Genomic DNA, 18609 nt, shown 5'->3' with positions numbered 1-18609 from the left:
CAGCGCATGCTGCATCGGACTAGCATGCAGTACATGCTTTGCCGCCTTTACGCCCCGTGAACGTTTTCGGCTGGCTCGATGACCAGTTGCTGCGCATGCGATGGCTGTCGGAACTGGTTCGCCAACTGGTGGAGCAGGGTATGGGCCTGCCGGTCAGCGGCCCCATCGGCGGCAGCGTGCATTTCTTCATCTACGACACGGTGAAGATATTCATCCTGCTGGCCGTGCTCATCTTTGCAATTTCATACGTGCAGAGCCACTTTCCACCGGAGCGCACTCGGCGCATCCTGGGCCGCTTCACCGGTGTGCGAGGGAACGTTCTGGCGGCACTGCTGGGAACGGTGACACCGTTCTGTTCCTGTTCGTCGATCCCGCTGTTCATCGGCTTCACCAGCGCAGGCCTGCCGATCTGTGTCACGTTCTCCTTTCTGATTTCCTCGCCGCTGGTCGATCTGGCGTCGGTGATCCTGCTGGCGAGCATTTTCAACTGGCCGATCGCGATCGCCTACGTGACCGTCGGTGTCGTCCTTGCGGTGATCGGCGGCACGCTGATCAGCCGTGCCGGGATGGAGCGCCATATAGAACCTTTCGTGTTCAACAGCCCGGTCATCCAGCTTGACGAAAGCGAGCCGCGAATACGCGAGCGCCTGCTGTTCGCGCGTGATCAGGTCATCGATATCGTTCGCCGGGTCTGGCTTTACATCCTGATCGGCGTCGGCATCGGCGCCGCGATCCACAACTGGATTCCCGGGAGCCTGATCAATGGAATGCTCGGTCAGGACAAACCATGGTCGGTGCCGCTGGCCACGCTGATCGGTGTGCCGATGTATGCCGACATCTTCGGCACGCTGCCGATCGCCGAGGCGCTGGTGGCACGCGGGGTCGGGTTGGGTACGGCGCTGGCATTCATGATGTCGGTCACCGCGCTGTCGCTGCCCTCCATCATCATGCTCAAGCGTGTCATCCGTGTGCCGCTGCTGGCAGTGTTCGTCGGCATCGTGGCCAGCGGCATCATGCTGATCGGATTTCTGTTCAACGCCTTTGCGGGCGCATTCGTCTGAGGCTTCAACGAGGAGACGCACATGATCATCAAGGTACTGGGCAGCGGGTGCCGCAAATGCATCGAACTGGCCGACAACACCCGCAAGGCACTCGATGCTCGTGGCCAGCAGGCGGACATCGTCAAGGTGACCGACTTTGCCGACATCGCCGCCCACGGGGTCATGTCGACGCCGGCGCTGGTGATCGACGGGAAGCTGGTGTCGGTCGGCAAGGTGCTGACCGTGCAGGACGTTGCAGACCTGCTTGACAAGGTCGACTGAAGCCGTTCAGTCCGACGGGTCCAGATGCACGGCCAGCCAGACCGAGGCGACCTCGGCATCGGTCTGCTCCACACGGTGGCGGCGGTGCGCCGCGATGAAGATCCAGTCGCCCGGCTGAAGTGTCCGCGGCGCGTCCTCGTCGGCAAAACGCAGTGTCGCGGAGCCACTCAGCAAGGCCACCCATTCATCGTCCGGCTGGTCGTACCAGAATCCGGGCGGGCTGCTCTGGCCGGTCGACACGATGCGCTCGATGCGCACGCCGGGCCGGGCATCCAGCGTGTCGATGCGCTCCGTTCCATGCGAACCTGACGCCAGGTCGTCGAACAGGTTGCCGTTCATGACACGCTGCCTTCCAGCAGTTCGGTGTCGGCATGCGCGTACGCCGGACTGCAGCAGCACAGAATGACCAGCGCCTCGGCGCCATTGGCTTCGATGCAATGCGGTGTGCCGGGGGCAATGAGTACGGTGTCTCCTGCCGCCACGTCAAAACGCGCGTCGCCCAGCGTCATGCAGCCCTGGCCAGCGGTTACGTGATAAAGCTCTTCGGTCACGCCGTGCCGATGCAGCAGGGTGCGCGTGCCGGCAGGGATGGTCGCTTCCGCCAGGCTTTGTGCGCGCCCGCCGTGCAGAGACGGATGCATCAGTTCGCGGATCTGCGAGCCATCCTTCGTGATGTAGGTAGAAATGGCGGTGCGGGTGGTTTTCATCGATGTCAGGTGTGGGTGCGTGTCGGCATGACGGTGGGGAAGAACGGGATCTCATGGTACGACCTGAATCGACCGGACGCAGTGTCTGCCCGACGCCGGCTTCTTGTTCTATTTGACAATTCAAGTATTATTGAAATATGGAAGAACAAAAGGTCATCCGCTCTCTGTCGGCGCTTGCGCAGGAAATCCGTTTGCGTGTGTTTCGTGCCCTCGTCGTCGCCGGTCCCGAAGGCATGACGCCCGGTGCGCTGGGCGAGGCACTGGATATCGCTCCGACCACGCTGTCCTTCCATCTGAAGGAATTGAGCCACGCCGGGCTGATCGTTCCGACGCGCGACGGCCGCCACCTGATCTACCGCGCCGACTATGCGCAGATGAATGCGCTGCTTGGCTATCTGACTGAAAACTGCTGCCGCGGCGCGTCCTGTGCCGAACCGACAGCGCCTGTCTGCAAAACCTGTTGAACGGAGTCCGCCATGAAGCGCTTTCACGTCCATCTGCACGTTGACGACCTCGATCGGAGCATTGCCTTCTACAACCAGCTTTTTTCTGCGCAACCCGCTCGCCACGAAGCGGACTACGCCAAATGGATGCTGGAAGACCCGCCGGTCAATTTCGCGATTTCCACCCGCGGCAGCCAGCCCGGGATCGACCATCTTGGCATCCAGACCGACGATCCGGCCGAACTCGCAGCGATGAAGGCAAGCGCCGAAGCGGCCGACATGGCGCTGCTGGACGAAGGGGCCACCAGCTGCTGTTACGCGCGCAGCGAAAAGCACTGGATCACCGATCCGCAGGGTATTGCGTGGGAACACTTCCACACGCTGGGTGACATCCCGGTGTTCAACGAAGCCCCGGCTGTGGTGGCCGCTGACGCGGCATCTGCCTGCTGCGCTCCCAAGGCGCCGGTCACGCGCGGCAAGCCGCTCGCCATCGGTGTCAAGTCGTCCGGTTCCGGGTGTTGCTGACATGGCTGCGCCACTGAACGTCCTGTTCCTGTGCACCCACAATTCTGCGCGCAGCATACTGGCCGAATGCCTGCTGAATCATCTTGGTGCGGGGCGTTTCCGCGCGTTTTCGGCCGGCAGCCAGCCGTCAGGACGGGTGAATCCGTTCGCGCTGCAGGCGCTGGCCGAAGCAGGCGTGGATACTACCGGTGTGCGCAGCAAGAGCTGGGACACATTCGCCGAATCCGGTTCGCCTGAAATGGACCTCATCATCACCGTGTGCGACAGCGCAGCCGGCGAGCTGTGCCCGGTCTGGCCGGGCCATCCGGCAACTGCCCACTGGGGCTATGCCGACCCGTCCGCCACGACCGGCCCGGACGCCGCGCGGCTGATGGCCTTTCGCGACACGATGGCGCTGATGCGTCGTCGGCTCGAAATACTTGTTGCGCTCCCGGCCGAACGGCTGGATGCGCTTCGCCTTGAACAGACCGCGCGCAGTCTGGCCGATCGCTGAGGCCACGCCATGGGATTGTTCGAACGTTGGCTGAGCGTCTGGGTGGCGGCGTGCATCGCGGCGGGCGTGGGCCTCGGTCTGCTGGCGCCGCGTGCCTTCGAGTCTGTTGCGGCGCTGGAATTCGCACACGTGAATCTGGTGGTCGCGGTGCTCATCTGGGTGATGATCTACCCGATGATGATCCAGATCGACTTCGCGGCGGTGCGAGACGTCGGTCGCCGGCCGCAGGGCCTGGTGCTCACGCTGGTCATCAACTGGCTGGTCAAGCCGTTCACTATGGCGGCCCTCGGCGTGCTGTTCTTCCGTTACCTGTATGCTCCCTGGGTCGATCCGCAGTCGGCCACCGAGTACATCGCCGGCATGATCCTGCTCGGTGTAGCGCCCTGCACGGCGATGGTGTTCGTGTGGAGCCAGCTGACGAAGGGTGACCCCGCCTACACTCTGGTGCAGGTATCGGTGAATGATCTGGTGATGGTGTTCGCATTCGCGCCCATCGCGGCCTTCCTGCTCGGCGTGACCGATGTGGCGGTGCCCTGGGAAACGCTGCTGCTGTCTACGCTGCTCTATGTCGTGCTGCCGCTGGTAGCCGGTGTGCTGACACGGCGCATGCTGCGAGAAGGTGATGCGCTGGTGCGTTTCGTGGCCCGCCTGAAACCGGCTTCCATCGTCGGTCTGCTGGCCACGGTCGTGCTTCTTTTCGGCTTCCAGGCGGAGACGATCTGGGCACAACCGCTGGTGATCGGTCTGATCGCGATTCCGCTGATCATCCAGACCTACGGCATCTTCGCCATTGCCTTCATCGCAGCGCGTCGCATGAAGCTGTCGTATGGCGTGGCCGCGCCGGCCTGCCTGATCGGCACCTCGAATTTCTTCGAACTGGCCGTTGCAGTGGCGATTTCGCTGTTCGGCCTGCACTCCGGCGCTGCGCTGGCAACGGTGGTGGGTGTGCTGGTCGAAGTACCGGTCATGCTGTCGCTGGTGGCGTTCACCAACCGGAACAGGCACTGCTTCCCGACTTGAATCATCACCTTTTGCGGAACCTGATTTTCTCGAGGAGGTCTTGATTCAGGTCAGGCGTGCCCCAACGTGCGACGGTGGTGTCGTGCGGATGAAGCTTTACAGCACGCGTTTACATATTGAGTACAATCGAATTGTGGACGTGATCCGCGGTTCGGCCGGCATGTCATCCGGGGTGTCTGCAGGCGCTGATCCTGCCGGTGTGTGACGAGTGGCAAAAATTTTAGATTAAGTCTAAAATTCAGTCCGCTTGGTTAGAAAATAAGATGTTTTCCTCCACCCACGAAGAAAGAAAGGAATACAGATGTCCCTCGTCGGAACAACCGTTAAACCCTTCAAGGCAACCACTTACCACAACGGCAAGTTTGTAGACATCACCGAAGCAGACCTGAAGGGCAAGTGGTCGGCTTTCGTGTTCTACCCGGCCGACTTCACATTCGTGTGCCCGACCGAACTGGGCGACCTGGCCGACATGTACGGCGAGTTCCAGAAGATCGGTTGCGAAATCTATTCGGTTTCGACCGATACGCACTTCGTTCACAAGGGCTGGGCCGACGCGTCCGACACCATCCGCAAGATCAAGTACCCGATGATCGGCGACCCGACCGGTGCCATCACCCGCAACTTCGACGTCATGATCGAAGAAGCCGGTCTGGCGCTGCGCGGCACCTTCGTGATCGACCCGGAAGGCAAGATCCGCATGGCCGAAATCGTCGAACTCGGCATCGGTCGTGACGCGAAGGAACTGCTGCGCAAGGTGCAGGCTGCCCAGTACGTGACGTCGCACCCGGGCGAAGTCTGCCCCGCCAAGTGGACGCCGGGCGCGCAGTCGATGGTCCCGTCGCTTGACCTGGTCGGCAAGATCTAAAGCTTCACCGTTGCACGCGCCCGGGTCCAGGGGTTTCATTCACCTGGCCCGGGCGTTTCATTTTGTCAGTCCGAAAACAGGAAGCTGAACAAACCATGCTCGATGCCACCCTCAAGGGCCAGTTGCAGGCCTACCTCACGAAGCTTGTCCACCCGATAGAGCTGGTGGCGTCGCTGGACGACAGCGATGCTTCGCGCGAACTGCAGTCACTGCTGGCGGAAATCGCCGAACTGTCGAATCTGATCACACTGGTCGAGACGCGCGATGACGACGAGCGCAAGCCCTCATTCTCGATCAACCGCAAGGGTGGCGACATGAAGCTGCGCTTCGCGGCCATTCCGCTCGGCCATGAATTCACCTCGCTGGTGCTGGCGTTGCTGCAGGCGGGCGGGCATCCGCCCAAGGTGGAACAGGAAGTCATCGACCAGATCAAGGCGCTCGACGCCGACTTCCACTTCGAAGTCTTCATGAGCCTGTCCTGCCACAACTGCCCGGACGTCGTGCAGGCGCTCAACCTGATGGCGGTATTGAACCCGCGCGTCAGCGCGGTCACGATCGACGGCGCGCTGTTCCAGAAGGAAGTCGAAGAGCGCCAGATCATGGCGGTACCGATGATCTTCCTGAACGGCCAGCACTTCGGTCAGGGCCGCATGACGATCGAGGAAATCCTGCCGAAGCTCGACACCAAGGTCGCAGAACGAGAAGCCGAGAAGGTGTCCGCTCGCGAACCGTTCGACGTGCTGGTCGTCGGCGGCGGACCGGCCGGTGCGGCGGCGGCGATCTACGCCGCGCGCAAGGGCATCCGTACCGGGCTGGTGGCTGAGCGCTTCGGCGGTCAGGTGATGGACACGCTGGGCATCGAGAACTTCATTTCGGTGAAGGAAACCGAAGGCCCCAAGCTCGTCGCCGCGCTGGAAGAGCACGTGAAGGCCTACGACATCGACGTCATGAACCTGCAGCGGGTCGAAAAGCTCGTGCCGGCAGCCGATGCCGGCGACGGATACATCCATCTGACGCTGGCCAGCGGTGCCACGCTGAAGAGTCGCTCGGTCATCCTGTCGACCGGTGCGCGCTGGCGCGAAATCAACGTGCCGGGCGAGCGCGAATACCGCAATCATGGCGTGGCCTATTGCCCGCATTGCGACGGTCCGCTGTTCAAGGGCAAGAATGTGGCCGTGATCGGCGGCGGCAATTCCGGCGTCGAGGCGGCGATCGACCTGGCCGGCGTGGTCGGTCACGTGACGCTGATCGAATTCGACAAGCAGTTGCGCGCCGATGCGGTGCTGCAGCGCAAGCTGCACAGTCTGCCGAACGTCAGGGTCATCACGCACGCGCAGACCAAGGACATCGTCGGTGATGGCAAGAAGGTCAATGGACTGAACTACATCGATCGCGCGAGCGGCGAGCCGAACCATGTCGATCTGGAAGGCGTGTTCATCCAGATCGGTCTGGTGCCGAACACCGAATGGTTGAAGGGTTCGTCCATGACGCTGACCAGGTACGGCGAAATCGACATCGATGCCCGCTGCGAAACGTCGATTCCGGGCGTGTTCGCAGCCGGTGACGTGACCACGGTGCCGTACAAGCAGATCATCATCGCCATGGGTGAAGGGTCGAAGGCGGCAATCAGCGCATTCGATTACCTGATCCGGCATTCGGCGCCGGAAGCGGCCGCCGCGGCCTGAGGCCGCAGGCGGCATCGACCGGCGGCGGTAAGATGCCGGCTGTCCGTCCGCGGTATTGCGCCGCGGCGGACGGTTACCGGAATCCGCTGCCATGTCGCCCACCCCCCTGTTGTTGTTCCTCCACATCGCCGCCGTCTCGATCTGGGTCGGCGGCATGTTCTTCGCCTATGTCTGCCTGCGCCCGGTCGCGGCGGTCCAGCTTGAGCCGCCGGCCAGGCTGCGTCTGTGGCGCGCGGTGTTCGGCCGCTTCTTCCCGTGGGTATGGACGGCCGTCGCAGTCATCCTTGTCAGTGGTCTGATCATGATGCTGGCGGTCGGCATGAAGGATGCGCCGCTGCACTGGCATCTGATGCTGGCCGCGGGTCTGGTCATGATGGCCGTTTTCATGCACGTCTTCTTCGCGCCGTACGGGCGGCTTCTGCGAGCTGTCGACGCATCCGACTGGCCGGCCGGCGGCGTCGCGCTGGCGCAGATCCGCAAACTGGTCGGCTTCAACACCGCGCTGGGTTTCGTGACCATCGCGACGGCGACGCTGGGACGCTGGCTGGTTGCCGGATGAAGCACATCCAGTCACGTGACAATCCGCAGTTCAAGCACCTGCGCAAGCTCGCCACGTCGTCGAAGGAACGGCGCGACACCGCAAGCACGCTGATCGACGGCCTGCACCTGTTCCGCAGTGCGCTGGACTCCGGGCACCGGCCGTCGCTCGCCATCGTTGCCGAACGCGCCCTGCATCATCCGGATGTGTCGGCGCTGCTGGCCGAGCACGGCGACGCAGTGCTGTTGCTGGCTGACGGCCTGTTCGACGATCTGAGTCCGACCGACACGCCGACCGGTCTGCTCGGCCTGATCGATATTCCCGGCGCAGCGTCCGGACCGGTGCGCGGTGACTGTCTGGTGCTTGACGCGATACAGGACAGCGGCAACCTCGGCACGCTGTTGCGCGCCGCGTGGGCGACCGGTGTCGTGGACGTGCTGCTGACCACCGGCTGCGCCCAGGCCTGGAGTCCGAAAGTGCTGCGCGCCGGGCAGGGCGCCCATTTCAGCCTGCGCATCCGGGAGCACTGCGACGTGGCCGGGCTACTGCAAGGCTTCACCGGCAAGGTCGTCGCGACGCGGCTGGATGCGCAGATATCGCCCTATGCCCTGGACCTGCGCGGACCGGTCGCCTGGCTGTTCGGCAATGAGGGCGCAGGGCTGTCGCCGGCGATCAGCGCACTGGCCAGTGATGCGATACGGATTCCGATGCCCGGCGCAGCCGAGTCGCTGAACGTGGCCATGGCGGCAACGGTCTGCCTGTTCGAACAGGTGCGTCAGCGTCAGACGTGCTGACCGGTCACCGTCCGGTCACTGTCCGAAATCGCCGGCTGCGTCCGGTCGCGCCGCCCACGGCACCAGTCCGGCGGCAGTGGCCAGACGCACCAGTTCGACATCGCTGCGCACGTCGAGCTTCTGGCGGATTTCGCTCATGCGGTTCGATATCGTCTTCGGACTGAGCTTGAGTGCGTCGGCGATTTCGTCGACCGACATGCCGGCTAGCAGCAGACGGCAGATTTCGAATTCGCGGGGCGTCAGCACGTCGAGCCGCTTTTCGTCCGGCATGACATTGTCCAGCGCCAGCTGTTCGGCCACGCGCGGGCTGAGCGTGCGTCGCCCCTGCGCCGCGGCGAGCACAGCCTGCACCAGCGCTTCGGGTTCGGTGTCCTTGGTCAGGAAGCCGATTGCGCCGGCTTCCAGCGCCTGGCGTGCAAACGCCGGTTGCGCATGCATCGAGAACATCAGCACGCGAGCACGATTGTCAAGCGCCAGCATGCGGCGCGTGGCTTCGATGCCGCTGGCACCGGGCAGCGAAATGTCCATGACGACCACGTCCGGTTTGAGCATGCGGAACAGCTGATAGGCCTCGTCCGACGTACCGGCTTCGCCGACCACCTCCATTGCCCGGTTGTGTTCGAGAAAGCGACGGTAGCCGGCGCGTACGACGGCATGGTCGTCGACGAGCAGAACGCGGATCGGGTTGTGAAGGCTCATGGCTTTTCCTGTAGCGAAGTTTTCAGCGGCAGCCAGGCATCGACCTGCCAGCCACCTTCGGGGCGCGGGCCGGCGCGGCAGTCACCGCCCAGCGCGAGTGCGCGTTCGCGCATGCCGACCAGACCGAAGCCACTCTCGGGTGTGGCGTGCGGTCGCGGTTCGCCATCGTCACGCACGCGCAGCGATACCCGACCCGCCGCGGGATCGATGTCGAGCCGGATGTCGATGCGGGTGCAGCGCGCATGCTTGACGGTATTGGTCATGCATTCCTGCACGATGCGGTACAGCGTGATGTCATGCATCGCCGACAGTTGGCCCAGATCTTCGTGCAGATCGAAATTGACCTGAGCCGCGTCGGCACAGCGGCTGCGTTGCTTGCCCAGTTCACGCAGCGCGTGCCCCAGCCCCAGCTCTTCGATGTCGGGCGGGCGCAGGTGTTCGAGCAGATTGCGCACCAGACGCAGCATGTGGCCGACCTGTTCCGACATCCAGCGTGCCGATTCTCGATGTTCTGCCAGTTCCGGCCGGCCTTCGCAGGCGTCCGCCAGCAGCCGTGCATGCGGGTGGATCGCCACCAGATACGGACTCAGCTCGTCGTGCAGGTCGCGCGCCAGCGCGTGGCGGATCTCTTCTTCGTGCGTGATCAGCTTGCGCAGCAGCCGCGCGCGTTCGTCGACCGCTGCTTCAAGGGTGGACGCCATGCTGTTGAACGATTCCGACAGCGGTGCCAGGTCGCCCGGCCCGACGTTTTCCAGCCGCGCGTCGAGCCGTCCTTCGCCGATCGCCGACAGCGCACGCATCACGCTGCCCAGCGGATACAGCGCTCGTCCGACCGCCCAGAACACCATCAGGCAGGCGATCAGCCCGATCGCGGCGACCATCGATGTCTGCTTGACATAGTCGTCCCATATCTCGCGCAGTTCGTCGTCGGCATTGGGCACCAGTAGGTAGTAGCCGATGACCTGCTGGCCCACCTTGATGTCCTTGCGCAGAGGCGAGCGGCTGCGCAGCCGCTCGCCCATCCAGCCCAGCGCAAAGGGCGCGGATTGCTGCGGTCCGCTGCGCGAGCCGAGGATGAGCTGGCCGGTTGCCGACCGCACTTCCACCGTCAGATGGCGCAGGCTGCTCAGTTCCCGGGTGAGCTGGATGCTGGCGAGAAGGGCTTCGGCACTGACGCCGATCGGAGGCGGCGACAGCGCGCTGGGCAGCAGCGCGTGCGCCAGCCTCGCCACCGATTCCATCTCGGCGACTGCGTCATCGTGGGCGTCGTACAGCCTGCGTACGCTGTCGGCAACGACCAGCAAGGACATCAGGGACGCAATGATGAGGGTGAGCCTGATGCGCAGACTCATGCGGGTAATCCGGTCGGGGCAGGGCTTGCATGCTAATGCGAAGGTCGCCGGGAAATGTTCCCGCTTGTTTCCCTTGCGCCAGCCCGGATTCGGGGATCCGCGTCAGGCGAGCAGACGCGTGTCGATGTGCTCGATCAGGCCGCCGTGCCTGCTGACCTCAGCCACCATGTGAGCCGTACCGCCCGGGCCCTCCGGACCGTCGCCATTCCACAGGCACACGAAGCACAGTGCGCCGCCGGCATGCGCGAACGCTTCGTCGACCAGCCACAGATTGCAGGCTTCGTAAGGATCGTGGCCATCGGTCAGCGGGCCGAGCGCTGTCGGCATTTCCAGCACCGTTGCGCCGGGTGCCGCAAGTGCCCGGCGATAGCGTTGGACCCAGCGTTCGCCGTGCAGAGACGGCCTGACCGAGGTCTGTTCGAAGGTGTTGGTGTCGAACGGCAGCAGGATGTGGCGTTTCACCCCGCGTTCGAAGCACGCCTCAAGGAAAAGCAGGTCACCGCCCGACGCGGCCTGGCTGAACGCGATGTCGCCGACACCGGCGCCGTGGCGGTCGAGCGCAGCAGCGATCGCCGCTGCCGCAGCAGGTTCCATTGCCGCCGGAAAGCGTGGCGTGGCGCGGTCGGGGCGGTCCATCAGGTGACCGCTGAACAGAAAAGTGGTCATGACGCGCGGTGTGGCAGGAAAGCGGGTTCGATCCGCCGCATCATGCCGTATCGCTGGTCAGTCCCGGTACGTAACGATAGGCGCCGGAGCGCGGATCACGCACATAGCTCAGCAGCTGGCGACGGTTCGGTGCGCCGCCCTGCGGACGCAGCGACACATGCACCCAACCCGAATTCGGGCCCTTGGCCGGGTCGTAGCACTCGCAGATGATCTGGTCGAATACCTTGACGTGCGCCGCCACCCACTCGGCCAGCGCGATCGTGGCGACACCGACGATTTCGATGTCGCATGCCTCACCGCGTGCATGCTGGCTGCTGCTGACCCAGCTCGATGGCTTGCGCTTCAGGGCGCGTTCGAGGGCCTGGCTGCGGAACACGCTGTTCGGCGTGAAGCTGCCGAACTTCGCCCGCACCGGCTCGAGCACCTCGCGCGCCAGATGTACCGCGGCGCGGAACTCGGCATCCGACGGAAAGACGTTCGGAATGCCCTGGCGCGAGGCAATGTCGGAGCGTGTCAGTTCATACAGCCGGAAATGCGGCGACACCTTGTCCCGCGGCTGGCAGCCGGCGATGTGCAGCGCGCCGAGCGCCACCCTTGCCAGATCGCGATCACTCATGGCAGCTCCCGGAAGCGGTTGCGCATATTGACCAGTGCCGCAATCACCGGCTTGAGTCCGCAATCTTCACTGCGCACCGACGGCGCAGCATCCGGGCCATCGAGCAGCGCGACCAGGAAATCGAAGTTCTCGGCGATCGACGCTCGTTCGCGCGGGCTGGCGCCGCGGCGGAAGGCGTTCAGGTACTCATTCAGCACGCGGTCGAATCTGTGCTCGATGGCGTCATCACGGGCGGGCGCACGTTTTGCCGGTTTCCGGGCCGGTGCGCGTGACCGCTTGCCGGCAGGCTTGTCTGGCGGTGCCGGCAGTGCTTCGATGATCATCGACAGCAACCGGCAATCGGCGATGCCGGTCGCCAGCCACAGGCCGGGCTCGTCGCAATACTCTGCCTCGCAGACGACGCGGATGCGTTCCGCCTCGCTGAACAGCGCGTCGCGTGCCCAAAGCGGTGTGTAATCCGGGTCGCCAGCCGTGGCAAGCAGGTCGGCCAGCGCACTGTTCACGAAGGGGTAGGCGCTGCTGCGGCCCTCCATCTCGAAGGCATCTCGGTAGTAGGTGGCCATATTCACCAGCGACTCCTGGCGCTCCTGCGCCGTCGTCACCAGCGCAAGACGCTTGCACGCTGCACCCATCATGTTCAGGCGTTCCGGTGTGCGGGCACGCTGGATCAGCAGGTCCAGTTCCATGATGGCCGCGATGATGGACGTGCGCAGCGATTCGCGCAGGGCTTCGTCCGGCACGCCGCCGGCGAGTGATTCCGACCAGCGTCGTCCCGCCAGGCGAACACGGAAATTCGCGCACTGTTCGACCACCCGGATCGGGCAATCGCCCTTGCTGGCCGACAGCGCTGCGTCCAGATGTTCGATCGCCCGCGCGTAGTCGCCGACCTCACCCCACAGGAAGCCGAGCGCGGCGCCTACATCGGCACGGGCCAGCCACTTCTCGCGGCTCGCGTCGGGCACGCGGTCGAACAGTGCGTCAACGGTGCCCTGCAGCCAGTCGACGTCAGTCGCGGACGACTGCATGCGCACCGATTCGCGCAGATTGTCGAGATGGCTGACCAGCTCGGCATGCGAGTGCAGCGGCCCGGCCGGTCGGGCGGTCGAGCGCGATCCGCTGCGCTGCGCGCGCAGCAGGCGAAAGCCCGGGTCACCGTAGCACTGATAGGCGCCGAAGGTATTCGACTGCGGATGCTGCTGAACGCAGGCGCGTCGCGCAGCCCGCACGGACTCGCCGAAGGTGTCGCCCGCCAGCATGCGCTGGTAGAACGTGGCGGCGAAGGTCTTCGCGGCATCGTCATCGACCGCCCAGCCGGCCGCCACCACTGCCTTCACGCCCATGCGGATGAACTGCACGCCCAGATTGGCGGCCAGGGCGGGGAAGGCCTGCCTGTCCAGCGAGCGTGTCTTGCCGAGGTGACAGCAGTTGATGAACACCAGTTCGGGTACGTAGCGCATCTGTTCGACATCGCCCGGCGTCAGCAGCACGCCGTGGCCGATCACCATGCCCGACAGCGGCTTGTCACCGGCCGACGTCGATGCGCCGTGGTGGCCCTCGACCCGATAGTCGTGTTCGCCGTGACCGGCCAGATGCAGGATGCGCCAGCGGCGCCTGTGCAGGCTTTCGAGAATGTCGGTATGGGTCGCGTCGATGCACGCGTCGGTCTGGTAGCCCAACTCGGTCAGGCACTCTGCAACGTGCTGCGCTTCGTCGCGCGCGCCCGGCAGGTCGATGAACTTGTCCCAGCCTTCCAGATCGGGGTGACCAATGACCAGCGCCGACAATTCGGTTCCGTGCACCGGCTGCGCGCGGAACTCCGGCGTCTTGAGCGTACGCAGCAGGCCGCTGCGGGCGGCCGGCGGCAGCGGATTGGTTGCCCAGCGATCCTCCAGCAGTTCCCACGGGTAGGCGGCCGATTTTTCGTCGAGCACCAGCAGAAGGTTGTGGTTTTCCGGTGCCAGCTCCTTGAGCCGGTTGGGCAGCAGCATGTCGAACAGCGTGCGCGCCGCTTCGCGATTGCGCCCCGGTTGCGTGCAGGCACGCTCGATGAACCTGGCGGCCAGCGACAGCTGACCCAGGCCTATGGTCTCTTCGGCACGCGCGCGGTTCGTTGACGACACGAAGCGCAGCCGAGTGTCCTCCGGGTCGGTGCTGATTTCGAGTCGGTGCCACCAGTCGCCGTCGCTGTCGAAGCTGACCCGGCGGCGACCGCCGTCGCCGGCATGCACGGTCTGTTCCGGCCAGCGCACGTCGGCGTTGAAATCGACCGACGCCAGCACGTCGTCCAGCGCATCTGCGGCATTGATGGTGACGTCCTGGAACAATTCGATGAGCTGCAATTTCGACAGGTAGATGCGGTCACCCAGACCCGCATCGATCAGCCGGCGATTGGTATTCACGACCGCGCGCAGCAGCGCCTCGATCGAATCGCGCAATGTCATGCCCCCGGCACCGCTGCCTATCAACACGGTGCTCAGCCCCATCGAACGCATTTCGGCGGAGGGAATCGGACGTTTCGCCTCCGGCATCTGCACCAGTTCGAAGCAATAGGACAGCAGTGCGTCCGATACCGTGGATTCGAGTCGCCCGGGCGACAGCGTGCCCAGTTCGCCCAGACCGACGATGATGGCCGCGACCGGACGCGCTTCGGGCGTGTCGTTGTAGAACACGGCGCTGCTGCCGATCGGCCCCGGATACAGGCCCAGATCCATGCGTTGCGTCAGCGGGCCGGCCTGCTCGCCGGGACGCGTGAGTTGCTTGTCGAGCGCGCGCTCGGCGCTGACGATGCTGTCGCCCAGATAGTGACCCACCATCAGCGGATGCTTGACGTAGCTCAGGTCGCCGTGGGTCAGTTGTACTTCGAGGCCGGGCAGTGCAGGCGCTTCGGACGGCAGCGGGCTGCCGGGGCCGAAGCCCAGACGTTCGACTTCCGCTGCCGTCGGGATCGAGTCGAAGGTGGGGGCCGGCGCGATCTGCGCGTTGCCAGAGCCCGGCGCACGCGCACCGCGCGTCGTGCCGGGGCTGCGCGGCAATCTCGTGGTCGAGCCTTTCAGCAGCAGATCGGTGTAGCCGGCGAAGGTCTTGCGGCCGAAGTCGTACGAACACAGGGCATCGTGCGCGGTGTCCTCGGCGAAATACATCGGCACGCCGGGCAGTCGGCCGGAGGCCCAGGTGACCGTACCGTCGCCTTCCGGTGTGTGCGGAAACACCAGCTTGCGACGGTTGAAGCGGAAGGCGCCGTCGTCTTCGATCAGTTCGTGGCCGCACACTGTCGCCGGCTGCACGCCGGCGACATAGATCATGTGCTGTGCATCGACCGCATCGGCCAGCGCGTCCCAGGTGCGCCGCGCACCGCGCAGCACGCCCGCATCGGCCAGCGGCCAGCGCTCGCCGAGTGCTACGCGCAGTCCGGTCCAGATTGCCGGATCGTCATAATGCAGCGCCGATCCGTCGGCGGGGAAGGGCAGCAGTTCGACCAGGCCGGGGAAGCGGCGGACGATGTCGATGATGCCGTCGCGGCTGTTCAACAGGTCGAGCAGCATCAGCTTGAACTGCGTCGGGTTGCGTCCGGTCAGCCAGCGCACCGCTTCGTGGGAGCCATGGTTGGGCGTGCCCAGCATCAGCAGGCGGCTGTTCGGCAGTTCGCAGATGCGCCGCCACACTTCGGCTCCCTTGCGGTCGGCCATCATGGCGCGTACCACAAGGCCGCCCATCGAATGCGCCACGATGTGCAGCGGCTGCTTCTGCGCCTGCAGTTCGGGCAACCACAGCGTGAGCTGTTCGGCCAGCTGCGCCGCCGCCACCTGCACCGAGTTGCGCCAGTCGTAGGCAAAGAACTCGACCCGATGGGTCTGCGCCAGATGCATCATCAGCGGCGCATAGAAACTGTCGACCAGACCATCGACCTCGATCTGCGCCGCGTCGATGCCGATCCTTTCCAGCCCGCCGAACGCAAGTGCCTTGTAGTCGAGCCACACCCGATCGCCATCGGCCTTCAGCGAACTGCCCATGGTGCCGGGCAGCACGACCGCCAGAGGTTTCGGCAGCCCGCCGGCGCGGCTGCGCGCAATCGCGCTGCGCCAGGCCGGCGGCGTCGGCGGCCGCTCGCTGATCGGGCGAAAGCCCGCGTCGGAGCCGTCTGCGCGGGTCAGACCCTGCAGCAGCCAGTCGACCGAGCGGGCATTGTGGAAGTAACTGAAGTGATCGACCGCATCGCCCTTGTCCATCTGCTGCCGGGCACCGTGCTCGGGGCGCTTGATGCCGCCGAACATCGATCCGGTATTCACCACCAGATCGTGTTCGCCCTTGTAGAACCAGTCGGTAACGAACACCTTCAGCGCCGACAGGATGGAGTGGCCGCGTTCGATGTCGCCGGCGATCACCGTCAAGTCAGCTTCGGTGCGGGTTTCCGGATGGTTCAGCAGGCGCACGACCGCCGAGCCGGGCATCATCGCCTCCAGCCCGGGCAGCACGCGCGGATCGGTGCGCTCGCGCAGCACGGCTGCCATGAAGTCGAGCGCCTCGGGTGCCAGCGGCACATGCTGCAGACCGGCGATGCGGCTGGCGTTCAGCAACAGCGAAAACCAGCGGTCGAGCCGGCCGGAGGCGAGCGTAGTGCCCATGGCCGGGCAGGCGACGCGTACGAAGCGCGTGATCCGGAACTGCTTCGCATCCAGCACTTCGGCCAGCTTCAGCAGCGCTTCGCGGTCGGCTGCGTAGTCGTCCTTCAGCCGCTTTTCGCCGGCTTCGTCCAGCGGCTCGATGTTCAGCTGTTGTGCGATCGACACGTCGCCGACGAACAGCCGCTTCAGTACTTCGGCACGCAAAGGGTCACTGCTGCGCACACGTTGCCCCAGACACAGCAACTCGCCGACCAGGCCACCGCGCGAGTGGCTGACCAGATGCAGCGTGGCGCCCTGCGGCAGCGATTCGGCCAGTTCGAGCGCGTTCTGGATCGGGCTCACGGTCAGCGTGCGGTGTTCGAAGGCATGGATGCCTTCGCCATAGACACTCTCGAGTCGCGCGCAGGCAGCGTTTCCGCGAGGGTTGTCGTCAGCCGCCAGCTTGCCGAAACTGCCGTCGAAGCTCGATGCCGTGCCATGCAGGAACACCAGCAGCGGCTTGCCGTCCGTCGCCTCGATCTTGTCGATCTTCGCGCCTAGCGCGGCACTTTCGATATCGCAGCGATACAGTCCCGGCTCGCGGCCGAGGATTTTCCGCTCGAAGCGCGTCGCGAGCCGGCGGGCGACGAATTCCTGCGCGGTGTCCTTCAGGTCGATGCCGAAGAATTCGATCACACGGGTCGCCAGGCCGAGCGCACTGCCCAGCCCGCGGCTGCCCGGGGTGCGCGCGTTCAGGTCGCCGATGTCCCACAGCACTTCTCCATCGCTGCGCGTTTCGGCCTTCGATCCGGCCTCCTGCATCAGGTCGTCGGCGCGTATCCAGAGCTCGAAGCCGTTGTCGAGCGTGACCCGGGCAATCGCATCAGCCGGTATGACGGCCGCTTCGGCCGCCGCGGCGGCACGACTCCCGCCGGGTTGCACGGCGCCCAGCGATGTGAATGTCACTTCGGAACCGGACGGCGTGCTTACCGCAGCACCCTTGCGCGCGCGGATGCTGAAACGCTCGTATTTCGACTGTTTCATTGTCCTGACCTCCTGCTGTTGTTCTTGTGTCGCGCGCTGCTGTCGCCAGGCGCTCAGTTCACGGCCGCCCCTGATGATCGCGATACGGTGACAACCGACGTTTCACCGCTGTTGTAGCGCAGCGTGCCGGTCATCGTGCTGCTGTTGGCGACGCGCAGGCTGAGGCTGCCGGTGTTGATCATCACGTTGCCGTTGGCAAAGATGTTCAGTGCGAAATTCACGTCGCGCTCGTGCGCTTCGCCCGCACCTTCGAAATGGATGTCGGTCACGCCCTGGCCGTAGGTCTGGATCAGCACGGCGTTGTACACCTGCCACACCGGGTGCTGCGTGACGTTGATGCGCGGGCTGCGCAAGGTCAGGTCGTTGCCATGGCCGGTCAGCGTCAGCGGAATGCGCTCGCCCTGTGCATCGATCATGGTCCAGTTGCCGGTCAGGTCACGCTCGGGTTCCGGCGCGGGTGCGGCGGGGACGGGGGAGGGCAGGCTGGCGATCGCGACCGGCGCGACAGGCGCCGGAGCCGGCTCATCGGCAACGAACGGCGCAGGCGCCGGTGCAGGTTCGGGCGTGGTCTCCTGCTCGCCGACGAATACCGCGACGACGAGGATGAAGGTGAAGAAAATCCCGACCCCCCAGACGAACTTGCGCGCGGCACCGATGACGCGGCCGACCGGCTTCTTCAAGCTTTCCGGGAGCGGCAGATCGTCGTCGCCGGCCGCGCTCCGGTTCGCGGTGGACTGGGTCGTGCTGTCCGTCGCCGCACTGCGCATCGGCATGCCGGGCAGCTTTTCCAGCACGCTGCACAACTCGCCGAAGTCATACTGCCAGCGCTTGTCGGTCATCTCGTGCGCGTTGCGCCGGCCGAGCGCCGACAGCTCTTCCGGCAGTTCGGCAGCATCGGGCATGACTGCGCCACCGACCAGCACGGGTATGACGCGCACGCCGCGCCGGGTCAGTGCACGGGCAATCTCCATGCGTACCGGGTCATTCGGATTGTCGAGCCTTCGCTTGCCCTGGGCGTCGGTCATCGACAGCCAGTGCGGACCGACCAGCACGAGCACGACGTTGCAGCGGTCGAGTTCGCGCTCGATGGCGTCGACGAAGTCCTCACCGGCCGCGATGCTTTCGAGGTCGCGGAAAACCTCCATGCCCGGAAAGGTTTGCAGCAGGTCTTCATGCAGCGTCTGTGCGTAGCCGCTGCTGTCCTTGCGTCGATACGAAATGAAAAGGCGTGCCATGCGT

Annotated in this window: 18 protein-coding genes; 10 read left to right on the top strand and 8 right to left on the bottom strand. The window is 64.9% G+C overall.

Annotation, left to right across the window (positions count from 1 at the left end; translation table 11 throughout):
• The first annotated feature begins 56 nt into the window (after positions 1-56).
• Both NMQ16_RS15380 and NMQ16_RS15375 read left to right on the top strand, forming a co-directional pair.
• Complete coding sequence (locus tag NMQ16_RS15380; protein ID WP_257081744.1) at positions 57-1061, top strand: permease; 1005 nt, start codon at positions 57-59, stop codon at positions 1059-1061.
• 21 nt (positions 1062-1082) lie between these two features.
• Positions 1083-1322: a thioredoxin family protein gene (locus NMQ16_RS15375; RefSeq protein ID WP_257081743.1), complete on the top strand. Its 240-nt coding sequence runs from the start codon at positions 1083-1085 to the stop codon at positions 1320-1322.
• Positions 1323-1328: 6 nt separating this feature from the next.
• Here the strand turns inward: NMQ16_RS15375 and NMQ16_RS15370 are convergent, their stop codons facing one another.
• Together NMQ16_RS15370 and NMQ16_RS15365 are read right to left on the bottom strand one after the other, a co-directional pair.
• Complete coding sequence (locus NMQ16_RS15370; protein WP_257081742.1) at positions 1329-1661, bottom strand: cupin domain-containing protein; 333 nt, start codon at positions 1659-1661, stop codon at positions 1329-1331.
• On the bottom strand, positions 1658-2029 hold the full coding sequence (locus NMQ16_RS15365; RefSeq protein WP_257081741.1) for a cupin domain-containing protein: 372 nt from the start codon (positions 2027-2029) through the stop codon (positions 1658-1660). The genes NMQ16_RS15370 and NMQ16_RS15365 overlap by 4 nt, the downstream gene beginning before the upstream one ends.
• Before the next feature lie 137 nt (positions 2030-2166).
• On the opposite strand from NMQ16_RS15365, the gene NMQ16_RS15360 reads away from it, so the two are divergent.
• From NMQ16_RS15360 to NMQ16_RS15325, 8 genes are all read left to right on the top strand, one after another.
• Positions 2167-2493, top strand: a complete 327-nt coding sequence (locus NMQ16_RS15360; protein WP_257081740.1) for a helix-turn-helix transcriptional regulator — start codon at positions 2167-2169, stop codon at positions 2491-2493.
• A gap of 12 nt (positions 2494-2505) precedes the next feature.
• Positions 2506-2997, top strand: a complete 492-nt coding sequence (locus NMQ16_RS15355) for an ArsI/CadI family heavy metal resistance metalloenzyme (RefSeq protein ID WP_257081739.1) — start codon at positions 2506-2508, stop codon at positions 2995-2997.
• Position 2998: 1 nt separating this feature from the next.
• Entirely contained in the window at positions 2999-3490 is a 492-nt protein-coding gene (locus NMQ16_RS15350) for an arsenate reductase ArsC (protein WP_257081738.1), read from the top strand.
• 9 nt (positions 3491-3499) lie between these two features.
• The gene (gene arsB / locus NMQ16_RS15345; protein WP_257081737.1) at positions 3500-4510 is read left to right on the top strand and encodes an ACR3 family arsenite efflux transporter; all 1011 of its coding nucleotides are present in this window, start codon (positions 3500-3502) and stop codon (positions 4508-4510) included.
• Between the two features lie 301 nt (positions 4511-4811).
• Positions 4812-5375: an alkyl hydroperoxide reductase subunit C gene (gene ahpC, locus NMQ16_RS15340; RefSeq protein ID WP_257081736.1), complete on the top strand. Its 564-nt coding sequence runs from the start codon at positions 4812-4814 to the stop codon at positions 5373-5375.
• A 95-nt stretch (positions 5376-5470) separates the two neighbouring features.
• The gene (ahpF, locus tag NMQ16_RS15335) at positions 5471-7060 is read left to right on the top strand and encodes an alkyl hydroperoxide reductase subunit F (RefSeq protein ID WP_257081735.1); all 1590 of its coding nucleotides are present in this window, start codon (positions 5471-5473) and stop codon (positions 7058-7060) included.
• A 91-nt stretch (positions 7061-7151) separates the two neighbouring features.
• Complete coding sequence (locus NMQ16_RS15330) at positions 7152-7619, top strand: CopD family protein (RefSeq protein WP_257081734.1); 468 nt, start codon at positions 7152-7154, stop codon at positions 7617-7619.
• A complete protein-coding gene (locus NMQ16_RS15325) occupies positions 7616-8392 on the top strand; it encodes an RNA methyltransferase (protein WP_257081730.1) in 777 nt (258 codons plus the stop codon). The genes NMQ16_RS15330 and NMQ16_RS15325 overlap by 4 nt, the downstream gene beginning before the upstream one ends.
• Before the next feature lie 15 nt (positions 8393-8407).
• On the opposite strand, the gene NMQ16_RS15320 is transcribed toward NMQ16_RS15325, so the two are convergent.
• From NMQ16_RS15320 to NMQ16_RS15295, 6 genes are all read right to left on the bottom strand, one after another.
• Positions 8408-9091, bottom strand: coding sequence for a response regulator transcription factor (locus NMQ16_RS15320; RefSeq protein ID WP_069037457.1), 684 nt, complete (start codon positions 9089-9091; stop codon positions 8408-8410).
• A complete protein-coding gene (locus tag NMQ16_RS15315) occupies positions 9088-10443 on the bottom strand; it encodes an ATP-binding protein (RefSeq protein WP_257081727.1) in 1356 nt (451 codons plus the stop codon). The genes NMQ16_RS15320 and NMQ16_RS15315 overlap by 4 nt, the downstream gene beginning before the upstream one ends.
• Positions 10444-10545: 102 nt before the next feature.
• Positions 10546-11109, bottom strand: coding sequence for a hypothetical protein (locus NMQ16_RS15310; RefSeq protein ID WP_257081726.1), 564 nt, complete (start codon positions 11107-11109; stop codon positions 10546-10548).
• 40 nt (positions 11110-11149) lie between these two features.
• Positions 11150-11725: a D-Ala-D-Ala carboxypeptidase family metallohydrolase gene (locus NMQ16_RS15305; RefSeq protein WP_257081725.1), complete on the bottom strand. Its 576-nt coding sequence runs from the start codon at positions 11723-11725 to the stop codon at positions 11150-11152.
• The gene (locus tag NMQ16_RS15300; RefSeq protein WP_257081724.1) at positions 11722-17370 is read right to left on the bottom strand and encodes a CHAT domain-containing protein; all 5649 of its coding nucleotides are present in this window, start codon (positions 17368-17370) and stop codon (positions 11722-11724) included. The genes NMQ16_RS15305 and NMQ16_RS15300 overlap by 4 nt, the downstream gene beginning before the upstream one ends.
• A gap of 53 nt (positions 17371-17423) precedes the next feature.
• Entirely contained in the window at positions 17424-18605 is a 1182-nt protein-coding gene (locus NMQ16_RS15295) for a toll/interleukin-1 receptor domain-containing protein (RefSeq protein WP_257081723.1), read from the bottom strand.
• Positions 18606-18609 lie beyond the last annotated feature (4 nt).

Origin of the sequence: Methyloversatilis sp. XJ19-49 (assembly GCF_024580145.1) — a bacterium.
Lineage (GTDB): Bacteria > Pseudomonadota > Gammaproteobacteria > Burkholderiales > Rhodocyclaceae > Methyloversatilis.
This window is presented reverse-complemented; position numbering and strand designations above follow the sequence as displayed.